Here is a 20,212-nt window from a genome sequence, read left to right on the forward strand (position 1 = left end):
CTTTCGTAAATAATAAGTTAATCATTAAAATTGTTATACAATACCTCAGCCTTGTCTGAGGTATTTTTTTGTCTGTTATTTATTAGAGGATTATCTTGATGTTTTATGATTTAGCTCGCCGGTTTATGTTCACTCGTGATGCAGAGTGGGCCCATGAGTTTGCCCTCAATAATCTTCGTCGCTTTGCACACACCCCTTTAAAAGCCGCATGGTCACAAAATGTTGCAGACAAGCCTGTTAATTTTTTAGGCCTTGAATTTAAAAACCCAGTGGGACTTGCAGCAGGGCTTGATAAAAACGCTGAGTGTATTGGTGCCTTTAGCCAAATGGGCTTTGGCTTTATTGAAGTAGGTACCGTTACACCTCGTCCTCAAATAGGAAATGATAAGCCGCGTATCTTTAGGTTGCCAGAGTCAAATGCGATTATCAATAGAATGGGTTTTAATAATAAAGGTGTTGATAACTTAGTCGCCAATGTAAAAGCGGCAAAATACAATGGCATACTAGGCATTAATATTGGCAAAAATAAAGACACACCGAATGAACAAGGTAAGGATGACTATATTCATTGCATGCGCAAAGTATTTGAACATGCTTCGTACATCACAGTGAATATTTCATCGCCCAATACCCCAGGCCTTCGTGATCTGCAGTACGGTGCGGCGCTGGATGATTTATTACAAAGTTTGAAAAATGAACAGTTAGATTTAATCGCAAAATATAATAAGCAAGTCCCCATGCTTGTCAAAATTGCGCCCGATCTGGATCAGATCCAAATTGAGCAAGTAAGTGAGTCTTTGATTAACAACAAAATTGATGGTGTTATTGCCACTAATACCACGTTAGAGCGAAGCGCAGTGATTGGTCAGCAATATGCTGATGAAGCGGGTGGGTTATCAGGACACCCAGTAAAAGAGCGCTCTACGCACGTGGTAAGTGAGTTAAAACGTTTAACTCACGGGCAACTACCAATAATAGGGGTAGGTGGTATTGATGATGCGCTATCGGCAAAGGAAAAAATAAATGCCGGAGCAGATTTAGTGCAAATTTACACCGGATTTATTTATAAAGGACCGCAATTGGTAAAATCAATTGTAAATGGCTTATAAGGATCTGCTATCTAAGCTTTTGATCGTTCGATAAATGTTCTAAGTAAATATTTATATAATGGTTAAAAGCAGTTATACTCTAAGCTTATTGTATTATTTTAATTACATCACTTAAGTAAGGGGGGTTATATGTTACAAGCATCAAAGCAATGGCAATGGATTGCTTGTGCCGATAAAAATCGCTTACTGCTTGATTTAAATGACGATATGCAGTTGTGCACCCCCTATAAACTAAGGTTATTAACCGACTCTGTATTTAAAAACCCTTACTTTAGCGTGGAGGATGCCGCGTTTTACGAGCAAGTTTATAACTATTTAGTAGGCTTTAACGTGTGGAGTCCTGCAAAAATATGCCAAATATCACTTAATGCAACTGCAGTAAAATACCATTTAAAGCCAGTTTTAGCTAAAAGTTGGTTTTTTAAAGAGTATACTGGCTCAGATCCTAGTGTTGAAGCGATTGTAAAATTAACATCTAAAGCACAATCGGGTGATTTTCTTATTGTGGAGCATTGCCCTGATGCTTCTATTTGTTTAAACCTGAGTGAGGACTTTAAACTGGATGAAAATTTATCATTAACGCAGTTTGAAGTTATCCGTATTTTGAATAACCGCGTACACCCTATCTTAAATCAGCAATATCAAAGCCAAACCGCCTAACCAAATTTACCTTATATGCACGTGTTTATGGCGTGTTTGTATGCCAACCTATGATATAATCCTGCGCAATTAGCTATTAAGGGTTACTACTTTGCAATTTATCGCACTTACTTCTATCGGAATCGAAAATTTATTGGTTGATGAACTAACAGAGCTTGGCGCAACGGTGTCTAAGCAAACTGTGGGTTCAGTTCGTTTTGAGGCTGACTCATTACTAGCGCAAAAGGTTTGTTTATCAAGTCGTTTTGCTACGCGTGTGCTTATGCTTATTGAAGAAAAAGAAGGCGTAGATGACAAAAGTAGCCTGTACAACTTTGCGCGTTCGCAGCCATGGCAAGAATGGTTTGGACCAACGCAAACATTCGCAGTTGACTTCAATGGCACAAATGATTCATTAAAAAATACACAGTTTTCTGGTCTTGTAATTAAAGATGCGATAGTTGATTACTTTAATGATTTATTCGAACAGCGCCCAAATGTAGATAAGCAAGATGCTAACGTACGTGTTGTTGCACGTTTAAATCGTTATGGTGTATCAATGTATATTGATTACTCTGGCCCCCGCTTATCTGAACGTGGCTACCGTCAAGGTCAAGGTAAAGCACCGATTAAAGAACATTTAGCAGCCGCTCTAATTAAGCGCAGTGGTTGGCTTGAAAATGTAAAACAGCCTTTATTTGATCCATGTTGTGGTGCGGGGACTATTTTAATTGAAGCTGCTGGTATGGCACGAAATGAAGCACCGGGCTTGTTCCGTGAAGGTTTTGCTTTTGAGCGTTTGCCGAGCTTTAGAGCCGCCAAATTTAAAGAACTAAAAGAAGAGTTACTTGCTAATATTACCGATCCTAAATTGTGGTTAATTGGTCACGATTACGATGAGCAAGTGTTAAGTAAAGCTATTGATAATGCAAAACGTGCTGAGCTTGATGACGTTATTAAATTTAAACAAAGCGATGCAACCAAACTGACTGCAGTTGCTAAGTTACCAGGTGTGGTCATTTCAAACTTACCGTATGGTGAGCGTATTGGCTCTATGGCTGAACTTGTAGACTTACACCGTAATTTAGGTGTTGGCTTTAAAAAGCATTTTAATCACTGGAAACTTGCCCTACTAGGCATGGATGAGAGCTTATTTAAACTTTTAAAACTAGTTCGCCTTAAGCGTTATAAGTTTAAAAATGGCCCGCTTGACGTTGAACTTAACTTATATCAATTAGATGATAAGCAAGTAAGCCTAACGACAGATGACAAAAAAGCACTTAATTTTGAAGGCTCAACGTCATTTGCAAATCGTTTAAAAAAGAATAAACACGGTTTAAAAAATTGGCTTAAACAAAATAAAGTGGATGCTTACCGAGTATATGAAGCGGATATCCCTGAATACAATGTTGCTGTGGATATTTACGGTGATTCAGCGGTTATTTTTGAATACGCGGCGCCTAAAGAAATCGATGAAAAAACCTCAGAAAAACGCCTGCAAGATGTAATCAGTTTAACGTCTCAACAGCTTGAAATTGCCCCAGAAAATATTGCTGTAAAAGTGCGTAAAAAACAAAAGGGTGAAGATCAATATACGGCAATGTCTAAACAAAACCGTACTATGGTTGTTGAAGAATTTGGCGCTAAGTTTAAAGTCAATTTATTTGATTATTTAGACACTGGATTGTTTTTAGATCACCGTTTAATGCGTCGTTACATTCAAGAAAATGCCAAAGATAAACGCTTTTTAAACTTGTTTGCTTACACGGGTACAGCGTCTGTGCATGCAGCCTTAGGTGGCGCTAAAGCCATTACTACCGTTGATTTATCAAAGACCTACTTAAAATGGGGCCAAGATAACTTTGATTTAAATGGTATTAATAATACACGTTACCGTTTTGAACAAGCAGACTGCTTAAAATGGTTAGAACATGCAACCGCGCAATACGATTTAATATTTTTAGATCCGCCGACTTTCTCTAATTCAAAGCGTATGAAAGATGCATTTGATGTGCAAAGTGATCATATTAAATTATTAACCTGGGTTAAAAAGATTTTAAGCCCATCGGGTACGTTAATTTTCTCTAATAACAAACGTGGCTTTGTGATGGATGAAGTCGGGCTGATCGGTTTAGGTTTAAAAGCCGTTAATATTTCAGATAAAACATTATCACCCGATTTTAAGCGCAATAAAAAAATCCATAATAGCTGGTTAATTACGCATGGCTAAATGGGTTTTATATCACACGGATGGTTGCCACTTGTGCGAACAAGCTGAGCAACTTATCACTGAGGTACTTAGTGATACTAGTGGGTTATTACTAATCGATATTATGAGCGATGAGCAGCTTATAGCTGAGTATCAAATCAGTATTCCTGTATTAAAAAGTGAACATGGCGAACAGTTGTTTTGGCCTTTTACCTCACACAGTGTGCGTGAATTTTTAGCGCAAACAGAATAAGAGCAAATAAGAACTATGGATTTAATTAGAATTTTAAAAGCACAACTTGCCTTTGGTACACACGCCTTGTTGAACAAAGCTGATGCTGTAATTGAAAGTGGCGAGCGAGTGTGTGTGGTTGGCAGAAATGGCGCGGGTAAATCAACGTTATTAAAAGTACTTGATGGCCAAGTTGTTTTAGATGATGGTGAAATAAATCAGCTTGGCGGAATACGAATTTCACGCTTAGAGCAAGATCCACCAAAAGGTGCAAGTGGAACAGTATTTGATTACGTTGCGCAAGGTATGCCAGAAATTGCTAATTTACTCATTGATTTTCACCATGTAAGTAATGAGTTACAAACAGAGTGTAATGATAAGTTATTAAACAAACTTGAGCGTTTATCAAACCAATTAGAAGCTGCGGATGGCTGGCGCTTTGATAGCCGAATTCAATTAGTATTAACTCAATTAGAGTTAACACCAGACGCTAAACTCGAGTCTCTTTCAGGTGGTTGGTTACGTAAGGTGGCACTTGCTCGTGCACTTGTTAGTGAGCCTGATTTATTACTTCTTGATGAGCCAACAAACCACTTAGACATGGCAAGTGTTATGTGGCTTGAGCAGTTTTTAAAAGAATTTAAAGGCGGTATTGTATTTATATCGCATGACCGTGCGTTTATTCGTGCTGTTGCTACGCGTATTTTAGATTTGGATCGCGGTAAACTTATATCCTATCCTGGTGATTACGCGACTTATTTAGAACAAAAAGCGCATGATTTAAAAGTTGAAGAAGCTCAAAATGCATTGTTCGATAAACGTTTAGCAGAAGAAGAAACATGGATCCGACAGGGTGTTAAAGCACGTAGAACGCGTAACGAAGGACGTGTTAGGGAGTTAAAGCAGCTTCGTACCGAGCGCAAACAACGTGTTGATCAAGTAGGTAAAACTGACTTTAATATCGAAACGGCAGATCGCTCTGGTAAGTTAGTGTTTGAAGCTAAAAATTTATGTCATGCATTCAAAGACAAAGTCATTGTAAATGACTTCTCTACACTTGTTATGCGCGGTGACCGTATAGGTTTAGTTGGCCCAAATGGGATTGGTAAAACAACCCTATTAAAATTAATGTTCGGCGATTTAGTGCCAGATAATGGCATAACTAAACAAGGTGTTAATTTAGAGTTCGCTTACTTTGACCAATATCGTGAAAAGTTAGATGAAGAAGCAACAGTACAAGATAACGTTGCTGAAGGTAAACAAGAAGTGATGATGGGTGGTCGCTCACGTCATGTTTTAGGTTATTTACAAGACTTTTTATTCCCGCCAGCACGTGCTCGAACCCCTGTTAAAGCACTCTCTGGTGGTGAAAAAAACAGATTACTATTAGCTAAATTGTTTTTAAAACCGTCTAATATACTTGTTCTCGATGAGCCAACGAATGACTTGGATATTGAAACACTTGAGTTATTAGAGGACATAATTAATCAATACCAAGGTACAGTGCTGATTGTAAGCCATGACCGTGAGTTTATTGATAATACGTGTTCAAGTGTTTGGGCATTTGAAGGAAATGGTAAAGTAACTGATATAGTAGGTGGTTACAGTGACTATGAAGCTTATGTTAGCTACTTAGCAGAGCAAGAGAAACAAACACCGCAGCTAACAAAAAAGACTGAAAAATCGGCACCGGTGACGTCTGTAAAAGTAGAGAGTAAAGGAAATAAACTAACGTACAAATTAAAACTTGAATTAGAACAACTGCCTAATAAAATGGAACAACTTGAAGTTGATATTGAAACTCAACAAGCTGTTGTTAGTGACGTTGACTTTTTCAAGCAAAACAGTGATGTAACAACGAAAGCGTTGAACCATTTAGCACAACTTGAGTCTGACCTTGAAGCCGCCCTAGAGCGCTGGGAAGAACTTGAAGAATTACAGAATCAGTAGTAAGGATAAAAATGAAATATAAATTACTCGCTGCCAGTGTTTTAGCGACCCTGAGCACATCAGCAATGAGCGCAACGTATCAACTAAGCGAATTAGGCACACTCGAAGGCGCTAAACATTCTTATATAAGCGATGTGAGTAAAAATGGCCATATTATCGGTTTTGCAAACGGTGTTTACAAGCTGCCGATAGATATTAGCTATATTGATTTTACAGAAAGTGTAATAAAAACGGCTTATAGTAATGAGAAAAAAGCTTTCGAAGAAAGCGATAAAGTAATCACATTTACGCTGGATGATATTGAAAATAAAGATGCCATTAATACTAACCCAGATGCCCACAGTTTCATGGTTAGATTTTTATCATCACTTTCAAATAACTTTGAATACCAAAAGCTTAGCTCTTTGGTTGCAGTCAATTTTAAAGATACCAATGTAATAGAGCAGCCACTATTTGATATCGCTGCTGTTGATTATGATGGCCTAACCCAGTCCACTACCAATGTTTATAACGCAGTAAGTGAAGATGGTGTTACGGTTGGCTGGGGAAGCGCGCCTTATGATAAAGTGTCATTTACACCTGATGGTGAAGACGAGGCTGAAAGCTGGTTTACCCATGAATTTATTGAACGAGGGATCGTTGTTAGTGCTGATGGAGTGCGCGTACCTCTGACACCTGAATTTAATGAATATGGCGGGACAAGCCGCGCAAACGATATTGTAAAAACAGCAAACGGCTATACTGTTGTTGGTAGCGTATCTACAAGTATTCCAGACGACAGACAAGATAATATCAATGATAGTTGTGATAATGAAGATGAGCCAACATCAGTCTGCATTAACTTATTAAATACCAAGATTGCAAGAGGGTTGTTTAATAAACGCGCAGTTAAGTGGGAGCTAGATAATTCATTGAATATAACTTCTGTTGAACAGCTTGGCTTAGCACTTACTCCAGATGAAGGCGAAACTGAAGATGATGCTTTTACAAGTACAGCTTTTGCTATTAATGCAAATGGCACTATCGTTGGTTCTTCAAATATTCGTTATGACAATAATAATGACATAATTATAACAATGCCGGTATATTTTAAAGGTGGTAAGGCTGTTTCTTTTTTAGAGCAAGAGAATGATTCCATCCAATCCGGCAAAGCAGTAGCCGTTAATGACAATGACGTCATTACAGGTTACGCAACGAAAGTTATTGAAAATACTCGCCGTAATAAGTTTTTCTATCATGATATAAAAACAGGCAACACTGTTTTTCCAACAGGTTATTTTAATAGCTCTAGCTCTTTCGGTAACGATATAAACAACAAAGGTTATATTGTTGGTGAAGGCGAAGTAGGTACTACTGATAGTGCTCGACGTAAACAAGCATTTGTCTATAAAATTGGTGATGATAAAGTTACGAATCTTAATGACTTATTGCCGTGTTTTGAAGCGGATGGTGAAACGGCGTACGCTTATACTATGGCAGAAGCTAAAGTTATTAACGAAAATAATGAAATATTTGGCGTAGCGACTAAAACGGTTGAAAAACGTAATTCTTTAGGTGGTATTGTTACTGATATTGACGGTAAAACTGAATTTGAAAGCGTAGCGGTTGCTGTAAAGCTTACACCATTAGTGGATGGAACAGTAGAGAGTTGTGCTCCTCCTGAGGTAGAAGTTTATGAGCGTAATTCAGCGAGCTTTCCTTGGTATGCATTACTGTTATTACCACTAGTTGGCGTAAGACGACTTTTCCGCTTTTAGTCGATTAGTTTATTACCTCCTCAAGCAAACTGTTTCGTAATGCTTGTACACTGCCTATCATTTATACCTGTAAAGAGTATGGGTGATAGGTAGCTTTAACAACGTAAGCTTGCCCCTACCAAATAGTGCCGCTAAGATTATTATAAATATGCCCAGTTGCGTGCATTTATTATTGATTAGTACCTAAATTCAACATAATAAATCGATTACAAACCGCTATTTTCGATGCTAACTGAATTAAATTTACTGCAACAAGTCAGTAAATTTACTAGAGCCTGTTTATCTTTCGAGGTTAAATTTGCAGCAGACTGCTTGGTATTTAGGCAAGGCAGAGCCTATGATGTGTGGTTATTCCCCATAAATAGGCGATAACGCAGCATAAATACCAAACATGTGCTGCCCTTTGGGTTCTGCCTAGGGGCAATTAACTCTTTGTTGCTCGGTTTTTACTTATTCTTACAGGGATGTAAGCCATTAGGGTAACGCAGGAGCAGTTACCGAGCCCACTAGGTTACAAACCTCGCGCCGCGATTAAATCGCCCCTAGCTTGAACAAATTTCAATCCACAAAGGTCAACACGGCCTAGCCAGAGTTATCGAGTTTTTTATTACTGATAAACACAATGAAAATTTAGTCATTCTAAATAAAAACTGAATAGAACAACTAAATACTATAATCTCATTATTAATTTATTAGTAGGCTTTATCAACACGCACGGTATTGTCATTTAAATACACTAGCCTAACGTTGTCGCCTTTGCTAAAACGCATTGACTGGTCTTGATCTTGAACGACCATAAACTGCTCGCCACTTTCAACCTGTATCAATAACTCCACAAAGTGATTTTGTTGGTAGTGATTTCTCTGTTGTTTATTATGTGCGACACTGCCACCAATAACTGAGCCAAGTATTGTCGCGACAGTTCGACCGCTTCCGCCACCGAACTGATTCCCAATAACCCCACCTAACAATGCACCACCAAATGTTTCCCATCCGTTATTTTTATCTTGGATGATTTCTTGATCGGTAATATTACGCACCGACTTGACATCCCCAAATAGAACTTGTTGTACGGGCACCGCTTTATTGCGTTCATATTTAGCAAAAGTAGGTGCGCTTACCGATAATAAAGTACACATTAATACAGTAATTACTTTCATCACTCACTCCCACTAGCTACCAGCCAAAGGTTGATTTTTCTTTTGTTTTACGAATTTCAGTTTCGTCTGCCCACTCTATAAGGCCGCTTTCCATGTCCATTAAACGCATTGTAAATTTGTAGTAAACGTCGGACTTGTCGGCATTTGATTTAACAATGCTTGATAAGTTTCCGTATAACATAAATTGCGCACCAATCTGCTTACCAAACGCTACAGCTGTTGCTGGATTAACAAGGGCGTCTTCGTTTTGGAATGTTAACTGCTCACGTACAGACTCGACACGACTCATATCAACAAAGCGGAATTTACCGCTGCGAAGCATCTGAGTAGAGATTGAATCGGTGATTGATTCTGTATCAATGTGCTCACTGGTTTTGTTTTTAATACGCTCAACAAACACAACAGGGCGTTTATTCGCTGTCATAGTGCCAACTACTGGCGAGCTTAGCAATGAGTCTGTCATTTGACTCGCCACTTTCTGTAAGTCTGTCGAGCCAAAGTTAATATCGGTTGTTTCTACCGCTTGTGCATCTCCATAACTGACTACGGCTTTGTTTGCACAGCCGCTTAATACCAAGGCACTTAAGCCAACTAAAGCGTAAGTAGATGCTGTTTTATACTTTTTACTGATGATCATTGTCGTTTCCTTTAATCTTTGAATTCTTGTGACTTGGTTGAGACTTCTCTTACTGCTAATGAAAAGGTGACCGCATCTGGACTTGGTGCTAAGCCCGGTAATTGTGTTTTTGCAAAACCAAATAAAGTAAGTGCCTGCCAAGGCGAATGATTGCCTTTGATAATAAAGCCATCTTTATCAAACCAATTGAATTGATATTGCAAGTATTGAGACTTTTTATAATTGCTAGAAAGCGTAACGACCACGTCGGTTAACTGGTTCGTTTGGCGAGTTTTTACATCAGTGATAGCGAGCTTTTTAGCTAAATTTGGATTATCAACACGGAGTTGATCACTAAATGAGTTTTGATGTTGTTCAACAGAGATACCTGATGTAACGGGTCTACTTGAACATGCACTGAGCACTAAGGCTGCTAATAATGGCGCGATGTATTTCATGATGCCTCCTAAAGTTGAACTACATGGTAGTTAAAGTAATTATTAACAGAGGTTAAGTAAATTAATGTTAACCTTTGCTTACTAACGGTAAAATTTATAGGTGCGTGTGTACCTACATATAATGAATGTACGCCCACGTTAAGTGTGTCACGGGCGACACTAATTTGATTCGGAAGCGTAAGCCAGCTACGAGTATCGGCTTGCTCAGATGCTAAATTATAAATATTGGCTAGTATATTACCTACATCACCAGCACTGCGTGCAAGCTCCGCACGCACCTTTTCTTTCGCAATTAATCGCAATACTTGACGAGCTACTTTTGCAGGTATTGCATCCTCTAATGTTTTTGCAGCCAGCGCCTCAATATGTACCAAAGGGCTAAGTGCTAAATTTTGTGTATCTATATTTATATTATTGACGAGACGAACATAGGCATTATCTTTGTACACAGGTATTGCTAGGCTGTAAAAGCGCATATCGTCACGTGATGTATAAATTGGTAGACGTAATTTAAATTCATCTTGCTTTGGAACTAAACCTTGTTCAAATAAAACAATAACTTCGCCTTGATTTGCAGCCATGCTAGGTGCATCACTAAAACGTTGTTTAAACTCGTTTAAATCTTGCTCAAACCCTTGTTTTTTTGCAAGGCGCATTACGTCGCGTTGTAAATAAATATTATTTGGCTCAATTGCGAGTGCTTTTTTATAATCAATATAAGCATCGTCGTATTGTTTAGCGCTTTGATATAGCAAAGCAGATAAGTAAAAGGTATAAGCGTTTTGAAAGCCATTTTTTATCTTTCTCGTTATATTATTCATACTTGGATAGTGCCGTTGCGCTTCTTTTGCTATTGAATCAACGTCTTTATCATTTTCAACAAGCGCATCCACTTGTACCTTATTTGCTCGGCGAATTTCGACTAAAGCGCTTTCAACGTCGTTTTTATACACATAGTTAAGTGCTTTATAACTGTGTAGCATGCTCATTTCGTAAGCGGGAGGGACGTAGGTAATAACTGAGTCGTTAGTAAATAATGCGTTACTTTGCTCAAGCCCTGCACTGACTTGTATTTTTGCTGCTGCACGCTTGCTCTGCATTTGTTTGTATACGTTTTCGAACTTGTTTTGTGCATCATCAGCGCGCTTAGCAAAATCATCTAAGCGTGCTTGCTCTAATTGATTAAGTAAATAACTACTGTGCGTGGTGTTATTTTTAGCAATAAGAGAGCGTGCTTCTTCGATATTATTATTCTCGATCGCGTTTCTTACTGGTGTCATTTGAGTTGCGTAGTCATTAAATAGATCACTAAAACCTATGGTGCTACAACCACTTAAAATAAAACTAAAGCTTAAAATAATACTGCGGCGCACTGAGCACTCCTTTTAATTTACGCTCATACATTAACATACTCTTATCGGTTAAATATGTGAAAGATTGTAAAAAATCGTAGAGTAAAGTTGGTGAACAAAACGTGAATTTTTAAATTTTTTATCAACTACACTGAAATAGTTATTTAGCTTTTGCGGTCTAGCTATTTGTTATATCACTCAGAGGAAATAAAAATGAAAAAGTTCACAGGTGCTGCAATGGCAGTAATGGTTGCGGGTTTAGTTGGTTGTAATGCGACTGAAACACAAACGTCTTCATCAAATACAGTTGCGAATAATACAGCAACAACCGATTTAGTTCATTGTTACGATGCTAATGTATGTGGCGGCCATAACGATTGTAAAACAGCCGAAAACGCATGTGCTGGTCAAGCATCGTGTAAAGGCACTGGTTTTGTAGCAATGCCTGCAAAAGCATGTGCTGACGTTGGCGGTAAGGTAAAAGATAAATGGGTTGGCACAGTTACTAAAACTGATTTAGTACACTGTAATGATGTAAATGTGTGTGGTGGTCATAACGATTGTAAAACAGCTAATAATGCGTGTGCAGGTCATGCATCATGTAAAGGCACCGGTTTCGTTTCTATGCCAGCGAAAGCATGTGGCGATATTGGTGGCTCTGTAGGCAGTTAATAGCTAATTATTAATAATTAAAGTTATAAAATAAGCCTGAGCAACATATCAATTACAAATGTATTACTCAGGCTTTTAAGGAAGTATATGACGAACCGCTTTTTAGGTTTTGGCTTAGGCTTAAGAGCCCCACATTTTGAACAGATTATCACACAACAACCATCTGTAGATTGGTTTGAAATCATTTCAGAAAACTATTTTGTTGCAGGGGGTAAACCTTGGCATTATTTAAATAAAATTAGAGCGGATTATCCAATTGTGATGCACGGGGTATCAATGTCTATTGGTAGTGTTGATCCGATTAATAAAGCTTATTTAAATCAGTTAAAAAACACAATTGAAAGAGTTGAGCCGCAGTGGGTGTCTGATCATTTATGTTTTACCCAAGTAGGGGGGATCAATAGTCACGATTTACTGCCAATGCCTTACACTAATGAAGCGCTGAATCATTTAGCAACTAAAATAGCGCAGGTGCAAGACTACCTTGGCCGTGAAATGATTTTTGAGAACGTGTCGAGCTACTTAACGTATAACGATTCACAAATGACAGAATGGGAGTTTTTAGCGCAATTACATAAGCAAACGGGCTGTAAATTTTTAATGGATGTAAATAATGTTTATGTAAGTGCACGTAATCACGATTTTAACGCAATGGATTATCTAGCAGCGATACCGAGTACTGCTATAGCGCAAATTCATTTAGCAGGGCATCAAGACTTTGGTACGCATATAATAGATACCCATGATGAAGATGTACCTGACGCAGTGTGGGATTTATATCAGCAGTATGCGCAAACGCTAAGCCCAACAAGCACCATGATTGAGCGCGATGATAATATAGGCTCGTTAGATGAACTAATTAGCGAGCTTGAGCATGCTAAAACATTGGTAAAACCGTTTTGGAAAATGACGTCATGAGTGATTTAGCAAAGCTGCAACAACAGTTTATGGATTTACTGCAAGGTGAAAATTCGGATATTACCGAGCAAATTGCACAGCAAGGGCAGTTAAGTACACAGCAGCGGCTCTCTATTTATCAAAACGCTTATAAAATTCGCTTAAGAGCAGTGATAGAGCAAGATCACCAGCAGTTAGGTATTTACTTAGGTGATGATTTATTTGAACAAATGGTTGATGGTTATTTAGCCCTGTATCCTTCATCTCATACATCGCTACGAATTTTTGCAGATAAACTACCTGATTACCTAGCGACCCAAACTCCTTTTAAAAATTACCCCATACTCGCAGATATAGCCAAATTTGAACGCTTGTTGCTAAGTGCGTTTGATGCAAGTGACGCTGCATTGTTAGCGGTAGAATCCTTAGAAATGGTTGAACCGCTAGCATGGCCGACTTTAATATTAAACCTGCACCCCAGTGCTCAATTAGTAAAGTTTAGTACATCCGCTGTTGAAAGTTGGCAAGCAATAAAAGAAAAGCAAACCCCGCCAGATCCCCAATTATCAGCGCTGCGTTTTTGGGTTATAGCGCGTGATGCTGACAGGCGTACGCAATACGTAAGCGTTGATGAGCAAGAATACCGTCTATTAAATCTATTAAAACAAAAGACCCCCTTTGCACAGTTATGTCAATCCTGTTTAAATGAACTTCCTGGCGATAAAATCGCTGAGTTTTTAATTATTAAAGTTAATCAATGGCTTGAACGTGGTTGGTTAATAAGCGGTTAAATTTAAACAACGTTGTTCTTTTTAAGGATTTTTTTTGAAAGCCACCCTATACACAATTATTGCTTTAATAGCATTTGCTGCAAATTCTCTATTTTGCAGAATGGCATTAGCAGAAGGTTATATAGATGCTTGGAATTTTACCATTATTCGTTTACTCAGCGGCGCTGTGTGCTTGGGTATTATAATGGCTATTTATACGAGTAATTTAAAACGTAAAGGTAGATTTGATCGCACTATTCTAGATGATAAAGGCAGCTGGCGAAGTAGTATTAGCTTGCTTGTTTATGCAATTTGTTTCTCTATAGCTTACGTAAAACTTGATACCGGTACGGGGGCACTTATTTTATTTTCGGCTGTGCAACTGACCATGATTGGCTGGGGGATTTATAAAAAAGAGCAATTAAGTGCCCTTCAGTGGTGCGCGTTTTTAGTTGCGTTAGGTGGCTTTTTGTACCTAATGTTGCCCTCTGCTGCAGTGCCATCTATTCTTGGTGCATCACTTATGGCGTTAAGCGGAATAGCATGGGGCATTTATAGCATTCGCGGAAAAGTGTGCGTATCGCCATTACGTACAACAGGTTTTAACTTTATAAGAAGCTTAGTTGCTATCCCTATTTTACTGCTGGTAGGCATGAGCCATTTACAAGATGTGAGCATTGAAGGGGTGTTACTTGCCTGCGCCTCGGGCGCGATAGCATCGGGTATGGGTTACAGTATTTGGTATGTGGCTATGCCATTACTCAAAAGTACGCAAGCTGCTGTTGTTCAGCTGTGTGTCCCCGTACTTGCAGCAATGGCGGGTGTGTTATTTTTATCAGAGCAGGTAACAATGGAGTTTACAGTAGCAAGCTCATTAATATTAGGCGCTGTACTTGTATTTATTTTAAATAAAAAGAAGGTTTAACGTCACTTAGGCAAAGCAGACCTTCTTTTTAGGGTGGACTCACGTTTGTTACAAAGCGTGTATATATAGCAGGCAAGTTATCAAGTATTGCCTGCTTACCCTGTAGTTCACTGTTTTTTATGCAGTCAAAAAATGCGTGTTCGTCAAGCCTATTCACTAATAGCTGTGATTGCTTAATATGGCTTATATGCCAAAGCTCTGGCGCTACGCCGCCTAAATCATGCTGGTAAGGGCGATAAAAACCATATTTAACTAAGTTAGCATCAAGCCAATTACTTAAAGGTGAAAATGGCCCGCCTAGTTGGTATTCATCGGGCGTTAGCTGTAGTTTGTAATCGTCATTCACTGCTGCTTTATCAAACACATCCAAGTCAGTGCCTAAATGATGCCTGCTTGTCCCTGGTAGTGCAGAGTAGCGCATTATCGCAATACACTTATCTATATCACTTAGTTTAGTTAAATCCACAACGTTTTGCTGTTTATCATAAACAGGTCGTAAACTTGCAAATTTATTATTCCAAATAATGGATTGGCGATTAAAATCACGAAAGCTTGAGGCTATCGCGAGTTCGAACCCTGCCTTTTGGGCAGCATTTTGTAGTGCTAAAAAATCGCTAATGATGGCGCTGTGCAAGCGATGGTTTTGTATATCAGTTAAATGTGTGTCACTTTTTCCTGTGATACACAATATTGATGTGGGTTGAGTGACATCCATTATGTTAATATTTGCTCTAGTATTTGCTCATAAATGTCGCTAAGGGCTATTAAATCATCGGTACTTACACATTCATCTACTTTATGAATAGTGGCGTTACGTGGCCCTAGTTCAATTACTTTAGCGCCTGTTTGTGCAATAAAACGTCCGTCTGATGTACCGCCTGTGGTTTCTAGGTTAGTTGTTAAACCGGTTACAGACTTAATAGCATTTACTGTGGCATCAACAAGTGGACCGTGCTCGGTAATAAAAGGTAAGCCATTGACTATCCAATTTAATTCATAATTTAAGCTATGCTTTTGTAAAATGTCGTTCACTCGTTGCTGTAATTGCTCATGCGTTACTTGCGTGCTAAATCTAAAGTTAAACTGTACTTCTAGCTCTCCTGGAATCACATTACCAGCGCCAGTGCCGCTATTGATATTTGATATTTGAAAGCTGGTGGCGGGGAAGTATTCGTTACCGTTATCCCATACTGTTTGACTAAGCTCTGTCAGTGCAGGCGTTGTTAAGTGAATTGGGTTGTGTGCTAAATGGGGGTAGGCAACATGACCTTGTACGCCTTTAACTGTTAAAAATGCGGTAAGTGAACCTCTTCGACCATTTTTAACCACATCCCCCAATTTATCGCGCGATGAAGGTTCGCCCACTAGGCACATATCAATTTTTTCACCGCGAGCTTCAAGGGTATCAATTACACGAGTCGTCCCGTTGACAAACGGACCTTCCTCGTCAGACGTAATTAAAAAAGAAATAGAGCCTTTATGATCTGGGTTTTTAGTAACAAAACGCTCGGTTGCTACAAGCATTGCGGCTAATGAGCCTTTCATATCGGCAGCGCCCCGGCCATGTAATAAACCGTCTTTTATTAATCCTGAAAACGGCGGATGTTGCCAATTTTTTTCAGGCCCAGTTGGCACTACATCGGTATGGCCTGCAAAACAAAAGTGCGGCGATTGTGTACCTTTCCGAGCCCAAGTGTTTAATGTATCGGTGAAAAATAATGATTCAATATTAAAGCCAACCGCAGCAAGGCGCTCGTTCATCATTTGTTGGCAGCCAGCATCTTCGGGCGTTACTGATTCACGTTGGATTAGTGCTTGGGCGAGTTTAATTACATCATTAGTCATTATTAAAAATCTCGTCGTATTGAGTGGCTTTAAATCCTAAATGGTAATTGCCATTGTTTACCAGTACTGGGCGTTTGATCATAGCAGGTTGTTCAACTAACAGAGAAATAGCACTCTCTTTAGTCAGGCTTTGCTTTTGCTCATCAGTTAAAGCCCGATACGTAGTACCACGCTTATTAACAAGCTGTTCCCAATCGAGTTGATCAGCAAAAGTACTAACCATTTTCTCGTTTACGCCATTTTTTCGGTAGTCGTGAAAAGTAAACTCGATGTTGTTATCAGCTAAATATTTTTTTGCTTTTTTTATCGTATCGCAATTGCTAATACCGAATAGAGTGATCATAAATCTAGTTCTTCTTAATAATAGTTAATAGGGTGTCTTCACCTGCTTTTACCTGCGGGTGAGAGTAATGAAACGTACCGAGATGATGGCCGTTTAGTAAAATTAAACTTGCAAGTAAAGGGCTGTCGAGCTCGCGTAAATCAAAATAAGCAAGGCGTTGGCCTTTGATTATTTTACTACCGTTAAGCTGTGCTATATGGGTATGCATTATCGATTGCGAATCGGGGATAGTTAAGTTAATTAAAATCTTTAAACCATTTTTAGCTTGTAATACAAACTCAGTACCTGCGTTTTTTACTTGTAATAAAGTGCCGTCGAACGGCGCTAAAATTTTATGATGTGTTAATTGCACCATTATACCAGGGCCCAATGTACCAAAACGAAACAAAGGCTCAGAGTGTTCATTAAGCTCAAGTACTTTACCTGAAAAAGGGCTGGTAATATTTATGGCATTTTTGGGGATTTTATTTTGCGCTATGTACTGTATTTTTTGAGCTTTCATGATTTATTCGACCACCACGTTGTAACCATCTTTTTTTAGCGCAGTAATAGCCAGAGGTACCGTTTGTTTTTTTACTAGTATGTAATCGGTATCGTAGGTCGAAATAGAAAAGATAGAAATTTTAGCACGCGCTAAGACACCTGAAATATTCGCCATAATTCCTGTTAACGAAAAGCCAAGTGGGCCAATAACTTCAAGAGCTTGCCAGTTTGGCTCTGTGTCTAAGCTGTCTATTTCAAAGTTACTAGGGCAGACAACCGATACTTCGTCATGGGTTTTAGAAATAAAAAATAACGGCAGTGTTAACAGTGCCGCAGGTATGTCGGCATCAACATCTAGACTGTGTATAGATAAAATGGTGCTGTGTAATTGTAATGTTTGTTTTGACATTAAAAACCTGCGAAACAGCAATATAGATAGCTTTATAGTATAGATCATTAGCTTTGAATTAAAGGTGTAACAGTAACTAACCTCATAGTAAGTGAGTAAATTCCCGAAGATAGAAAAACTTACCCACAATTTCTGTGGATAACTGTGGGGGTTGCGGGGTATAAATAGCCTAACTAGTTAATTATTAAATAAATAATAGCTAGGCTATAAAAAACACATGTTAATTCAACAGTTAATTATGTGTCTGCGCCTGTGCTGCTTGAATTGCAGTTAGGGCAATTGTATATACGATATCATCAACTAAAGCACCACGGCTTAAGTCGTTAACTGGTTTGCGCATACCTTGTAGCATAGGACCAATACTTATTAAATCCGCGCTACGTTGTACCGCTTTATACGTTGTATTACCGGTATTTAAGTCAGGGAATATAAATACGGTCGCTTTTCCTGCAACAGGGCTATTGGGCGCTTTTTTAAGAGCCACGTTTTCCATGATTGCGGCATCGTATTGCAGTGGGCCATCAATAATAAGATCAGGGCGTTTTTGCTGTGCTATTTTTGTCGCTTCGCGTACTTTTTCAACATCAGCACCGGTGCCAGAAGTACCGGTGCTGTAGCTGATCATCGCCACGCGTGGCTCTATACCAAATGCAGCGGCTGAGTCGGCTGATTGAATTGCTATATCAGCTAATTGGTCGGCGTTTGGATCTGGGTTAATAGCACAGTCACCGTAAACTAATACTTGATCTGGCAGCAGCATAAAAAATACCGAGGAAACAAGCGACGAGCCTGGCGCCGTTTTAATTAACTGCAGAGGTGGGCGAATTGTATTGGCTGTGGTATTGACCGCACCCGATACTAAGCCATCTACTTTGCCTTGTTCTAGCATCATAGTGCCAAGTACTACGTTATCTTGTAGTTGTTCTTGTGCTACAACAGCTGTTAGGCCTTTGCTTTTGCGAATTTCGACCATAGGCGCTATATAATCATTAATGATGCTTTGAGGCTCAATAATACTTACGTGTTCGTTAAGCTCAATGCCTTGCTGCTCGGCAATACGCATTATCTCTTCACGATCGCCAAGTAATATGGTTTTAGCAATACCGCGTTGACCACAAATAGCAGCGGCTTTAATGGTGCGTGGCTCGTTACCCTCAGGTAGTACAACGGTTTTGCCTGCCTTACGTGCTTTATCGGTTAATAAATAACGAAATGCGGGAGGGGATAATTTGCGTGTTTTACCTACGTTTTTGGCTAATGTGTCTAGCCAATCAGAATCAATATGTTCAGCGTTATGATCTTTTACTTTTTCAATACGTTGGTCATCATCGCTGGGAACCTCCATATTAAAGTTATGTAGTAATAATGAGGTACGCCATGTATCAGCGTCAGTAGCGAGTATAGGCAAACCCGTTTGCATTGCTTGTTCACACAAAGCCATAATACGTGGCTCTGGTTCAAAGCCACCGGTAAGTAATATAGCCCCCAGTTTTGTACCATTCATTGCTGATAAACATGCAGCTACGAGTATGTCTGAGCGATCGCCTGGTGTTACCAATAAGGCACCTGGGGTAAAGTAATTTAAAATATTTGACACTGTACGCGCACAAAAAGTAATACGACGCAGACGACGATGCAGCATATCGCCTTCGTTTATTATCGTTGCTTTTAAATACGCGCTTAAATCTTTTACGCGCGGTGCGACGAGGTCAAAATCCCACGGAATTGCACCAAGTAACATAAACGGGTTTTTTCTAAAAATAGGTAACGACGCTAAACGGTTTAATTCGTTTTCAAGTTCTTCTGGTTTGTAGGTATCAACTAAATCAGCGCGCGCGCGGCCCTCTTCATCAAGTGGTGCATTTACTTTATTAAAAATACAGCCCAGTACGCGAGGGTGGTCAATACCGCCATAGTTCCCGGCTGCAATCTCAAGGCGGTCCTCTATTTGTGTAATGCTGTAATTACCAGGTGTAAGGACAAATACAATGTCTGCTCCCAGTGTTTGTGCTATTTCGCGGTTTACACGCCCAGCGTAAGGCTGACGTCGAGTAGGGACCATACCTTCAATGATGGCCACTTCATCATCGTTTATTTTGCTTTCAAAGCGCTCAACAATTTCTTCAAGTAGGTCGTCACCTTTACCATCGCCAATCATTTGCTCTGCATAATCGAGTGCAAAAGGAGTGGGTGGGTTAATAGGAGAGCCTTGGGTAACTATTTGCGTTGATTTTTCAGGTCCTGTTTCACCCGAGCGAGGCTGGGCAATTGGTTTGAAAAAATTCACTTTCACTGTTTTTTGTTCAAGAGCACGCACTAAGCCAACAGAGACAGAAGTTAAACCAACACCTGTAGATACAGGGATTAACATAATACGACGTGCCAT

20 protein-coding genes are annotated in these 20,212 nt (G+C 39.2%); 10 read left to right on the forward strand and 10 right to left on the reverse strand.

Features of this window, described 5'->3' with window-relative positions; genetic code table 11:
* The first annotated feature begins 98 nt into the window (after positions 1-98).
* The 6 genes from pyrD (at position 99) to PALI_RS06270 (ending at position 7,896) form a co-directional block, all read left to right on the forward strand.
* Complete coding sequence (pyrD, locus tag PALI_RS06245; protein WP_193155275.1) at positions 99-1,109, forward strand: quinone-dependent dihydroorotate dehydrogenase; 1,011 nt, start codon at positions 99-101, stop codon at positions 1,107-1,109.
* Between the two features lie 129 nt (positions 1,110-1,238).
* Entirely contained in the window at positions 1,239-1,769 is a 531-nt protein-coding gene (locus tag PALI_RS06250; protein ID WP_077537789.1) for a cell division protein ZapC domain-containing protein, read from the forward strand.
* A 91-nt stretch (positions 1,770-1,860) separates the two neighbouring features.
* Complete coding sequence (gene rlmKL, locus PALI_RS06255) at positions 1,861-3,978, forward strand: bifunctional 23S rRNA (guanine(2069)-N(7))-methyltransferase RlmK/23S rRNA (guanine(2445)-N(2))-methyltransferase RlmL (RefSeq protein WP_193155276.1); 2,118 nt, start codon at positions 1,861-1,863, stop codon at positions 3,976-3,978.
* On the forward strand, positions 3,971-4,210 hold the full coding sequence (locus PALI_RS06260) for a glutaredoxin family protein (RefSeq protein ID WP_193155277.1): 240 nt from the start codon (positions 3,971-3,973) through the stop codon (positions 4,208-4,210). Before rlmKL ends, PALI_RS06260 begins: the two co-directional genes overlap by 8 nt.
* 15 nt (positions 4,211-4,225) lie before the next feature.
* Positions 4,226-6,139: an ATP-binding cassette ATPase Uup gene (uup, locus tag PALI_RS06265; protein WP_193155278.1), complete on the forward strand. Its 1,914-nt coding sequence runs from the start codon at positions 4,226-4,228 to the stop codon at positions 6,137-6,139.
* Between the two features lie 11 nt (positions 6,140-6,150).
* Positions 6,151-7,896 (forward strand): DUF3466 family protein, encoded by a 1,746-nt coding sequence (locus tag PALI_RS06270; protein ID WP_193155279.1) that lies wholly within the window; start codon positions 6,151-6,153, stop codon positions 7,894-7,896.
* A 692-nt stretch (positions 7,897-8,588) separates the two neighbouring features.
* Here the strand turns inward: PALI_RS06270 and PALI_RS06275 are convergent.
* From PALI_RS06275 to PALI_RS06290, 4 genes are read right to left on the reverse strand one after another with little or no spacing between them, the layout of a single operon-like run.
* Entirely contained in the window at positions 8,589-9,056 is a 468-nt protein-coding gene (locus PALI_RS06275; RefSeq protein WP_193155280.1) for an outer membrane lipoprotein, read from the reverse strand.
* A 16-nt stretch (positions 9,057-9,072) separates the two neighbouring features.
* Positions 9,073-9,693 carry a penicillin-binding protein activator LpoB gene (lpoB, locus tag PALI_RS06280; protein WP_182702417.1) on the reverse strand — a complete coding sequence of 207 codons (621 nt, stop codon included), beginning with the start codon at positions 9,691-9,693 and terminating at the stop codon, positions 9,073-9,075.
* An 11-nt stretch (positions 9,694-9,704) separates the two neighbouring features.
* The gene (locus tag PALI_RS06285; RefSeq protein ID WP_193155281.1) at positions 9,705-10,130 is read right to left on the reverse strand and encodes a YcfL family protein; all 426 of its coding nucleotides are present in this window, start codon (positions 10,128-10,130) and stop codon (positions 9,705-9,707) included.
* Between the two features lie 8 nt (positions 10,131-10,138).
* Positions 10,139-11,503, reverse strand: a complete 1,365-nt coding sequence (locus tag PALI_RS06290; RefSeq protein ID WP_193155282.1) for a COG3014 family protein — start codon at positions 11,501-11,503, stop codon at positions 10,139-10,141.
* 192 nt (positions 11,504-11,695) lie between these two features.
* On the opposite strand from PALI_RS06290, the gene bufA2 reads away from it, so the two are divergent.
* The 4 genes from bufA2 (at position 11,696) to PALI_RS06310 (ending at position 14,746) form a co-directional block, all read left to right on the forward strand.
* The gene (gene bufA2, locus PALI_RS06295) at positions 11,696-12,154 is read left to right on the forward strand and encodes a BufA2 family periplasmic bufferin-type metallophore (RefSeq protein WP_193155283.1); all 459 of its coding nucleotides are present in this window, start codon (positions 11,696-11,698) and stop codon (positions 12,152-12,154) included.
* Between the two features lie 87 nt (positions 12,155-12,241).
* Positions 12,242-13,072: an MNIO family bufferin maturase gene (gene bufB / locus PALI_RS06300; protein WP_193155284.1), complete on the forward strand. Its 831-nt coding sequence runs from the start codon at positions 12,242-12,244 to the stop codon at positions 13,070-13,072.
* A complete protein-coding gene (locus PALI_RS06305; RefSeq protein WP_182702412.1) occupies positions 13,069-13,842 on the forward strand; it encodes an HvfC/BufC N-terminal domain-containing protein in 774 nt (257 codons plus the stop codon). Before bufB ends, PALI_RS06305 begins: the two co-directional genes overlap by 4 nt.
* A 34-nt stretch (positions 13,843-13,876) precedes the next feature.
* Positions 13,877-14,746 carry a DMT family transporter gene (locus PALI_RS06310; protein ID WP_193155285.1) on the forward strand — a complete coding sequence of 290 codons (870 nt, stop codon included), beginning with the start codon at positions 13,877-13,879 and terminating at the stop codon, positions 14,744-14,746.
* Positions 14,747-14,774: 28 nt separating this feature from the next.
* Here the strand turns inward: PALI_RS06310 and PALI_RS06315 are convergent, their stop codons facing one another.
* From PALI_RS06315 to pta, 6 genes are all read right to left on the reverse strand, one after another.
* Positions 14,775-15,461 (reverse strand): M15 family metallopeptidase, encoded by a 687-nt coding sequence (locus tag PALI_RS06315; RefSeq protein ID WP_193155286.1) that lies wholly within the window; start codon positions 15,459-15,461, stop codon positions 14,775-14,777.
* Positions 15,461-16,591 (reverse strand): succinyl-diaminopimelate desuccinylase, encoded by a 1,131-nt coding sequence (gene dapE, locus PALI_RS06320; RefSeq protein ID WP_193155287.1) that lies wholly within the window; start codon positions 16,589-16,591, stop codon positions 15,461-15,463. Before dapE ends, PALI_RS06315 begins: the two co-directional genes overlap by 1 nt.
* Complete coding sequence (locus tag PALI_RS06325; protein WP_193155288.1) at positions 16,584-16,934, reverse strand: ArsC family reductase; 351 nt, start codon at positions 16,932-16,934, stop codon at positions 16,584-16,586. Before PALI_RS06325 ends, dapE begins: the two co-directional genes overlap by 8 nt.
* A gap of 4 nt (positions 16,935-16,938) precedes the next feature.
* Positions 16,939-17,436 carry a PTS glucose transporter subunit IIA gene (locus tag PALI_RS06330; protein WP_193155289.1) on the reverse strand — a complete coding sequence of 166 codons (498 nt, stop codon included), beginning with the start codon at positions 17,434-17,436 and terminating at the stop codon, positions 16,939-16,941.
* Between the two features lie 3 nt (positions 17,437-17,439).
* A complete protein-coding gene (locus PALI_RS06335; protein WP_138584935.1) occupies positions 17,440-17,826 on the reverse strand; it encodes an ACT domain-containing protein in 387 nt (128 codons plus the stop codon).
* A 232-nt stretch (positions 17,827-18,058) separates the two neighbouring features.
* Positions 18,059-20,212 carry a phosphate acetyltransferase gene (pta, locus tag PALI_RS06340; protein WP_193155290.1) on the reverse strand — a complete coding sequence of 718 codons (2,154 nt, stop codon included), beginning with the start codon at positions 20,210-20,212 and terminating at the stop codon, positions 18,059-18,061.

The organism is Pseudoalteromonas aliena SW19 (assembly GCF_014905615.1).
Classification (GTDB): Bacteria; Pseudomonadota; Gammaproteobacteria; order Enterobacterales; family Alteromonadaceae; genus Pseudoalteromonas; species Pseudoalteromonas aliena.